Raw genomic sequence first — 7,546 nt, 5'->3', positions numbered from 1 at the left:
AACTGACCTATTCCTCTTTCAACCTTCAAATCCAACCACCCTCTCAAGCAGCGGATGGTCTTTATATATAAATCATTCCACATTGTCAATAACTTTTTTTAAAAAAATTGAAAAATTTTTTTACCCTTATTTGACATATAGTTACATCTTACTGTCAAATCTTAACCCAAACCAATACCGTTGGGAATAATTAATATAGGACTTATAGAAAATTTTTCAAGAAATTTATCAAATTGGACTGTGCCACGCAAATACGTGGCACATATGTTTTTTTAAGCTTTGTTGGCACTACCCAGCACGTTTATATTTTTATGTTTGTACATTTCTACCAACGCGTTTCTTGCAGGTTTTAAATATTTTCTCGGGTCAAATTCTTTTGGATTGTTCCACAAAAACTCCCTAATTTTAGCTGTAAAAGCTAATCTCCCATCGCTGTCTATGTTTATTTTACACACTGCACTTTCGGCAGCTCTTCTAAGTTGTTCCTCAGGAACCCCAACAGCACCTTCAAGATTGCCACCATACTTATTTATCATATCAACATACTCTTGCATAACAGAAGATGCCCCATGGAGAACTATTGGAAAACCTGGCAGTCTTCTTTCTATCTCTTCCAAAATATCAAATCTTAATGGAGGCACAGACTCCCCTGGTTTTACCTTAAACTTGTACGCACCGTGTGATGTCCCTATTGAAATTGCAAGAGAATCTACTTTCGTTTTCGATACGAACTCTTCAACTTGATCAGGATCGGTATAGTGAGATTTTTCCGCCACAACTTCATCCTCAATACCCGCCAAAACTCCGAGTTCACCCTCAACAGTTACATCAAATTTATGAGCATATTCAACTACTCTTTTTGTTAATTCAATATTCTCCTCAAAAGGTAGGTGCGAACCATCAATCATAACGGAAGAAAAACCAGAGTCCACACAAGATTTGCAAATCTCAAACGAGTCTCCATGGTCAAGGTGGAGAGCTATTGGAATATTGTAGCCAAGTTCTTCTGCAAGCTTTGTTGCACCAAGAGCCATATATCTCAGCATAGTAGCATTTGCATATTCCCTTGCTCCTTTTGAAACCTGAAGTATGACAGGTGATTTTGTTTCAACACATGCCTGAATAATCGCTTGAAGCTGCTCAAGATTATTAAAATTGTATGCAGGTATTGCATACTTTCCTTCCATTGCCTTTTTAAACATTTCCCTGGTATTGACAAGACCAAGTTCTTTGTAACTAACACCCATCTTTTCCTCCTAATTTATTGTAAAATTTATAAAGTTTTGATGCCTTAAAAATTCCTTTTTCGGTAATTATTCCTGTTACAAGTTCAGACGGCGTAACATCAAAAGCGGGATTGTAACATTTCTGATTTTCGCAAGCAATTTTAACTCCTCCAATCTCTTTTATCTCCGTATCACTTCTTTCTTCTATTGCTATATCATTACCGCATTCTGTGTCAGGATCAAAAGTAGAAAAAGGTGCGGCGACATAAAATGGCACTTTATGATATTTGGCAAGCACCGCAAGGCTATATGTTCCTATCTTGTTTGCAACGTCACCGTTTCTTGCTATCCTGTCAGCACCTACAACAATTAGATCAATCTTTTTACTTTTCATCAGGTAACCAGCCATATTGTCACAAATTAACGTATTTTTTATCCCAAGCTCATTAAGCTCAAATGCCGTCAGTCTTGCCCCCTGCAAAAAAGGTCTTGTTTCATCTACATAAACATGAATATTCTTCCCTCTTTCAAAGGCAGCTCTTATAACACCAACAGCAGTCCCATAACCTGCTGTTGCAAGTGCGCCAGCATTGCAGTGGGTAAGAATATTAAAATTATCCAATATAACCTCAGAGCCATTTTCTCCAATTTTTTTATTTATAGCGATATCATTGTTATAAATTTCAAGTGCTTTTTGTTCTACATCCAAGCCTAAGCGATAAAACTCTTTCATCCTGCAAACTGCCCATGAAAGATTAACTGCAGTGGGCCTTGTTGAAATCAATTTTCCGGAAATATGGTCTACTTCTAAATTTTCCCTTATGCCAAGCACAAATCCAAACGCAGCAGCAACACCAATTGCAGGAGCACCCCTTACAACCATATTCTTTATTGCATAACACACATCCTCAAGTGTCTTGCAGGCATAATATTCCCTTTTATGGGGCAACTTTCTCTGATCAATCATAAGAAGTGTGTTCCTATTCCAAACTATCGGCTCAAGCATGTTAACCTACAAACATATTAATATGCATGCTGAGCTCAGGGTATTTCATCTGCACCATGTCATGATTTTCATGGCTACATCCTGGAATTGTGTAGCCATAGTATTTCAAGTTAAAGGACTCCAATACTTTCTTTGACCAGTCAAGAATATTTTCTGAGTGATCTCTATTTGACGCACCCTGAACTACTATGAAAAAAACCTTTGTATCATTAAATTTTGACATTTTATTTGAATCTTTAAGACAATACCACCTGTCAAGGAATGTTTTTATTTGACCTGTTATAAAGCCGTAATAATTTGGAGAAATAATCACTATAAAGTCATTTTCAATCATTTTTGGTAAAATATCCTGCAAATCATCTTTAACCACACAATATGAATTATTTTTTCTGCAACTTAGACACCCTTGGCAACCCTTATACAATAAATCATTTAATATAAGTTCTTTGACGTTTTCACCAGAGTACTTTTCTTTCAGTTTGTCAAGAATGAAACTTGAGTTACCATTTTTCCTTGGACTCCCGTTTATAAGCAAGATATTCATACCTCATTTACCCCCAAATTAAAAATTTAAGGATATTATATAATATTTGTATTTGTCAGTCCATAATTTTGTGATACTTTTTACATAAAGGGGGTTGCAAGTGGATAAGATTATTAATTTTATGGCTACTTCACCAATGGATAGAATCGCTGGTGCTCAGCAGCATTTTGGGAAAGGGATGACTGCTGGCAAAATAGTGGTTATAGGAATAGTTGTAGCAGCGGTAATAGGTTTTATAATTTTTGCAATAAAACAGTCAAAAAAATAATTTACCAGACTGTTTTAGTTTTTGCACCATCGACTAAAAGTGTTACACCACTAATATAGCTTGAAGCTTCACTTAATAAAAATGCGCCTGCTTTTCCTATCTCCTCAATCTGACCGTATCTGCCAAGAGGTATCTGTGAACATTCAGCCTTCATCTGCTCTTCAATTGAAATTCCTTTTTTATCAGCATTTAAGTTGTCAAGGCTTCTCACCCTATCCGTATCAATTCGCCCCGGGACAAGGTTATTGAACCTTATATTGTATTTTCCAAACTCTATCGCCAGGCTCTTTATTAAGCTTGTTACACCAGACCTCATCACATTCGACAAAAGCAGCACATCTATTGGCTCCTTCACAGAGGTAGAAGTAACAGCAACAATTGAACCCTTTTTCTTCTCTATCATGTAAGGTAAAACTTCCCTTATCATCCTTACAGCACTCATCAATGTCAAATTAAATGCCTTCTCCCATTCGCCATCATCAAAGTCGAAAAAATATCCTGCCCTGGGACCACCAGCATTGACCACAAGACCATCAACTGTACCAAATTTATTTATACCGAAAGAAATCCATTTTTTTATAGAATTATAGTCTGAAGCATCAAGAATTTCGTAAATCACGTTACCGCCAAAACGGGAAAGTTTATTGGCAGCCTTTTCAAGCTCCTCAATATTTCTGGCACCAATCAACAAATTTGCACCATCTTCAGATAAAGCCTTTGCTATCCCAAATCCAATCCCTTTGGATGAAGCTGCTATAAAATAATTTTTATTTTTAACCCCGATATCCATAACTAACCTCCAATTTGCTTGTACAAATCTTCAAGTATAACCCTATGGTCAAAGGCAATTTCAGAGGGAAGCTTTTCAAAACTGAAAAAAGATGCATTTTTTGCATCATCAGCTGCAACCGGATTATCATCTGAAAACGCATAATACACAACACTTACAGTATGCCCTCTCGGATCTCTTTTTGGATCAGAATAAACTCCTAAAAAATTCAGATCATTTTCTCTCACGCTTATGCCTGTTTCTTCCAGAAGCTCTCTTACCGCTGCCTTTTCAACTGTTTCGCCATAATCTACAAAGCCTCCCGGAATTGCCCAACCGTAAGGTTTGTTCTTTCTTTCTATAAGCAACACCTGCCTGACAGAGTTTATGACAATCACATCTACCGTAAGTCTTGGTGTATATATGAATTTTCCTCCATATTTAAAACTTAATGCTTTATACACAGCATCACAATAATAGGCCATGCCATTTAGCCTGTTTATCACTGGCATCAAAATCCCGCCGATTTCGGGATTCCTGAGCTTTTCAATATCCTGCAACATACTCGTCTTATAGTCTTCAAGCCCCTGTATCATAAATGGTACATTTTCCTTATAATGTTCATCTATATTAACACCATCAACTTTAGCTGCCTGAACACACTCATCTATCATCTTCCTCATAAGATAAAGTGAATCAGGGTTTTTTGTTAGCCTTCCACAGGTAGTTTCCAGCAGTGCTGAAAGAGGATTAAATGCTACGTTCCAAAGAAGTTTTTTCCAGGCGATTTCTTCTATATTTTCTTCATATTTGCACTCTATTTGTGAATCTTTGAAAAGCTCTACAAACTGCAAAGCCTTTTCTTTTGATTTGTCCGAAAGCCCACCTACTGCAAGCTTACCTGCTGCCGAATGAACCACTGTCCCGTAAGGTTCAACAGTCAACCCTGCATAAACACTGCAAACTACCGTACTGTCTTTACCAAATGTTTCAGCTATTATCTTATAATTATCTACTCCATTTTGCATACTTACCACAAAACCACCCGCCTTCAGAAAATCTTTCGCAGTCAAACAGGCCAGTGGCGTATCTTTTGACTTTGTAGAAACAATTATAATATCAAATTTATCGTCAAGCTTATCTCTTGCATCTATTTCAACAAAAAAATCACCCAAACTGAAACTTTTTATATAAACACCATTTTGTTCAACAATCTTATTTAAATGCTCACCTCTAGTTATAAGGGTGACATCGTTTCCTGCCTGCCGCAAAAGTGAACCATAGAAACTTCCTACAGCACCTGCACCAAAAACAGCAATTTTTTTAGACAAAGACAATTTTACCCCCTCTAACACTGCATTTAAGTTTTTTTCTTTTCTGGTATTTTCCACCTATGAGGGCTTCACTTAGCGGCTCCTCTATGTATTTTTGTACAAGCCTTCTAAGAGGTCTTGCCCCATAATTATAATTGTAATCAGATGAAAGTATAAATTCTTTTACCGGTTCAGTAATTTCAATCTTCTTTTCATGCCTTGAAAGTCTATCGTTCAACTCGGCTACCAAATTGTCAATTATATCAAACAATATCTCCTTGCTTAGTGGCCTGAATATTACCACGTCATCCACTCTGTTAATAAACTCAGGTGGAAAATTATCTTTTAATTCTTTTAAAGCGTTTGAACTAAATTTATTATAGCTTATAAGATTATCGGGAGAATTTTCGAAGCCAAGTTGTTTATTTGTAATTGTCGTTTTTGTGCCCAGATTTGATGTCATTATAATTATTGTATTCTTGAAATTTACTTTGTGGCCAAGACTATCATTAATAAAACCATCATCAAGAATTTGCAGCAAAATGTTCATCACATCAGGGTGGGCTTTTTCTATCTCATCAAACAGTACTACAGAATACGGTTTTCTTCTAACAAGCTCTGTAAGTTTCCCCCCCTCTTCATAACCGACATAACCCGGAGGGGCGCCAATAAGTCTTGAAACATTAAATTTTTCCATATATTCACTCATATCGATTCTGACAAGAGCATCCTGGGAACCAAAAAGCTTTTCTGCAAGTCTTTTGGCAAGCTCTGTTTTGCCTACACCAGTTGGCCCAAGAAATATGAAAGACGCAATTGGCCTGTACTCACTGTTAAGACCGGCATAGCTCCTTTTTATGGCCTTTGAAACCCTTTCAACAGCTTCCGTTTGTCCAAGGACAAATTTTGTAAGCTCAATATCAATATTGCTTACCTTCTGCATATCATCTTCTGTGAGTTTCTTTACCGGGATACCTGTCATCATCGATACCACTTCAGCTATATCGTCAACAGAAAGGGTAGGCCAGGAGGTCTTTACCTGTTCACTCCACTCTTCCAATTTCAATCTATAGAGGTTATCCAGTCTCTCCACTTCATCGTCAATAACAGAAACACCAATATCATCTGAATATGAACTTCTTCTTTTGGATTTCTTTATCTGTTCAATATCATTCTTCAAAGCAATAATCTCCGATGGGATTTGATTGTACTTTATCTTAAGTCTTGCCGATGACTCATCAATAATATCTATGCTTTTATCCGGCTGAAACCTGTCCGTTACATACCTGTCAGCCATGTACACAGACTCTTCAATAACTCTGTCAGGAATAAACACTTTGTGAAAATCTTCGTAGTGCTTTCTGATACCCTTTAAAATTTCAATCGTTTCTTCACTTGTGGGAGGATCTACCAATATTGTCTGAAACCTTCTCTGCAGCGCTCCATCTTTTTCAAAATACTTCCTGTATTCACTCAAAGTAGTTGCACCTATACACTGGAAAGCACCTCTTGACAGTGCAGGCTTTAGCATATTGGAAGCGTCAATTGAGCCTTCTGCCGCACCAGCCCCTATAATCATATGGATTTCATCAATAAAAACTATTACATTGCCTGCATTTTCTATCTCTTTTAATAAATTCTTAACCCTCTCCTCAAACTGTCCCCTGTATTTCGTCCCTGCCACAAGATTTCCAAGGTCAAGGGATACAAGACGTTTGCCTCTCAAATATTCGGGGACATCATCACCAGCCATCCTGAGTGCAAGCCCCTCAACAATTGCCGTTTTTCCGACACCTGGCTCACCAATCAAAATTGTATTGTTTTTTATTCTTCTGCAAAGTACCTGAATCATCCTGTTAATTTCATTTTCCCTGCCAATCACAGGGTCAATCTTTTCCTCCCTTGCAAGCTGCGTAAGATCCCTGCCATATTCATCCAGATTAGGAGTTGCTATCACGCTGCTTTTTGAAAAAGTTCTTGAGAGTATCCTGATTTCATCCCGTAAACTTATAAGGTCAAAGCCTACTTTTCTCAAGATAACCGATGCTTTGCCTCTTTTCTCTTTTAACAATCCAAGTAGAATATGCTCTGGATTTATAAATTTGCTGTTTGATATTCTGCATTCCTCCATAGCATATTCAAGAGAATTCTTTGCCAAGGGGCTAAATGGCAAACTACCTTTTATAGTAAGATTATTGTTTTCATCGCTAAGATTTTGAATATCATTTATGAGAGTATCGACATTTATCCCCTTTCGAGAAAAAATTTCCATTATCACACTGCTTTTTTCTTTCAATATCCCTATAAGGATATGCTCAGTATCAATATAAGGGTGTAAAAGCCGTTCAGCTTCCTCTCTTGAGTAGAGAATAACCCTTCTTGCTCTGTCTGTAAAAAGTTCAAACATAAAATCTTCCTTT

7 protein-coding genes are annotated in these 7,546 nt (G+C 37.1%); 1 reads left to right on the top strand and 6 read right to left on the bottom strand.

The window, feature by feature from the left end; translation table 11 throughout:
• Window positions 1-272: 272 nt before the first annotated feature.
• The 3 genes from ACTCAF_RS08145 to ACTCAF_RS08135 are packed head-to-tail and all read right to left on the bottom strand — an operon-like array spanning window position 273 to window position 2,776.
• Entirely contained in the window at window positions 273-1,247 is a 975-nt protein-coding gene (locus ACTCAF_RS08145; RefSeq protein ID WP_463062794.1) for a class II fructose-bisphosphate aldolase, read from the bottom strand.
• On the bottom strand, window positions 1,237-2,232 hold the full coding sequence (mtnA, locus tag ACTCAF_RS08140) for an S-methyl-5-thioribose-1-phosphate isomerase (protein WP_463062793.1): 996 nt from the start codon (window positions 2,230-2,232) through the stop codon (window positions 1,237-1,239). The genes ACTCAF_RS08145 and mtnA overlap by 11 nt, the downstream gene beginning before the upstream one ends.
• Window position 2,233: 1 nt before the next feature.
• Window positions 2,234-2,776 carry a flavodoxin family protein gene (locus ACTCAF_RS08135; RefSeq protein WP_463062792.1) on the bottom strand — a complete coding sequence of 181 codons (543 nt, stop codon included), beginning with the start codon at window positions 2,774-2,776 and terminating at the stop codon, window positions 2,234-2,236.
• A 100-nt stretch (window positions 2,777-2,876) separates the two neighbouring features.
• Here ACTCAF_RS08135 and ACTCAF_RS08130 point away from each other — a divergent pair, with 100 nt between their 5' ends.
• Complete coding sequence (locus tag ACTCAF_RS08130) at window positions 2,877-3,044, top strand: hypothetical protein (RefSeq protein WP_463062791.1); 168 nt, start codon at window positions 2,877-2,879, stop codon at window positions 3,042-3,044.
• A gap of 1 nt (window position 3,045) precedes the next feature.
• Here ACTCAF_RS08130 and ACTCAF_RS08125 read toward each other — a convergent pair whose 3' ends face one another.
• The 3 genes from ACTCAF_RS08125 to ACTCAF_RS08115 are packed head-to-tail and all read right to left on the bottom strand — an operon-like array spanning window position 3,046 to window position 7,533.
• Window positions 3,046-3,834 carry an SDR family oxidoreductase gene (locus ACTCAF_RS08125; protein ID WP_463062790.1) on the bottom strand — a complete coding sequence of 263 codons (789 nt, stop codon included), beginning with the start codon at window positions 3,832-3,834 and terminating at the stop codon, window positions 3,046-3,048.
• 2 nt (window positions 3,835-3,836) lie between these two features.
• Window positions 3,837-5,150 (bottom strand): 2-dehydropantoate 2-reductase, encoded by a 1,314-nt coding sequence (locus tag ACTCAF_RS08120; RefSeq protein ID WP_463062789.1) that lies wholly within the window; start codon window positions 5,148-5,150, stop codon window positions 3,837-3,839.
• Window positions 5,137-7,533: an ATP-dependent Clp protease ATP-binding subunit gene (locus ACTCAF_RS08115; RefSeq protein ID WP_463062788.1), complete on the bottom strand. Its 2,397-nt coding sequence runs from the start codon at window positions 7,531-7,533 to the stop codon at window positions 5,137-5,139. Before ACTCAF_RS08115 ends, ACTCAF_RS08120 begins: the two co-directional genes overlap by 14 nt.
• Between the last annotated feature and the right edge of the window lie 13 nt (window positions 7,534-7,546).

Source organism: Deferrivibrio sp. (assembly GCF_055117995.1).
This window is presented reverse-complemented; position numbering and strand designations above follow the sequence as displayed.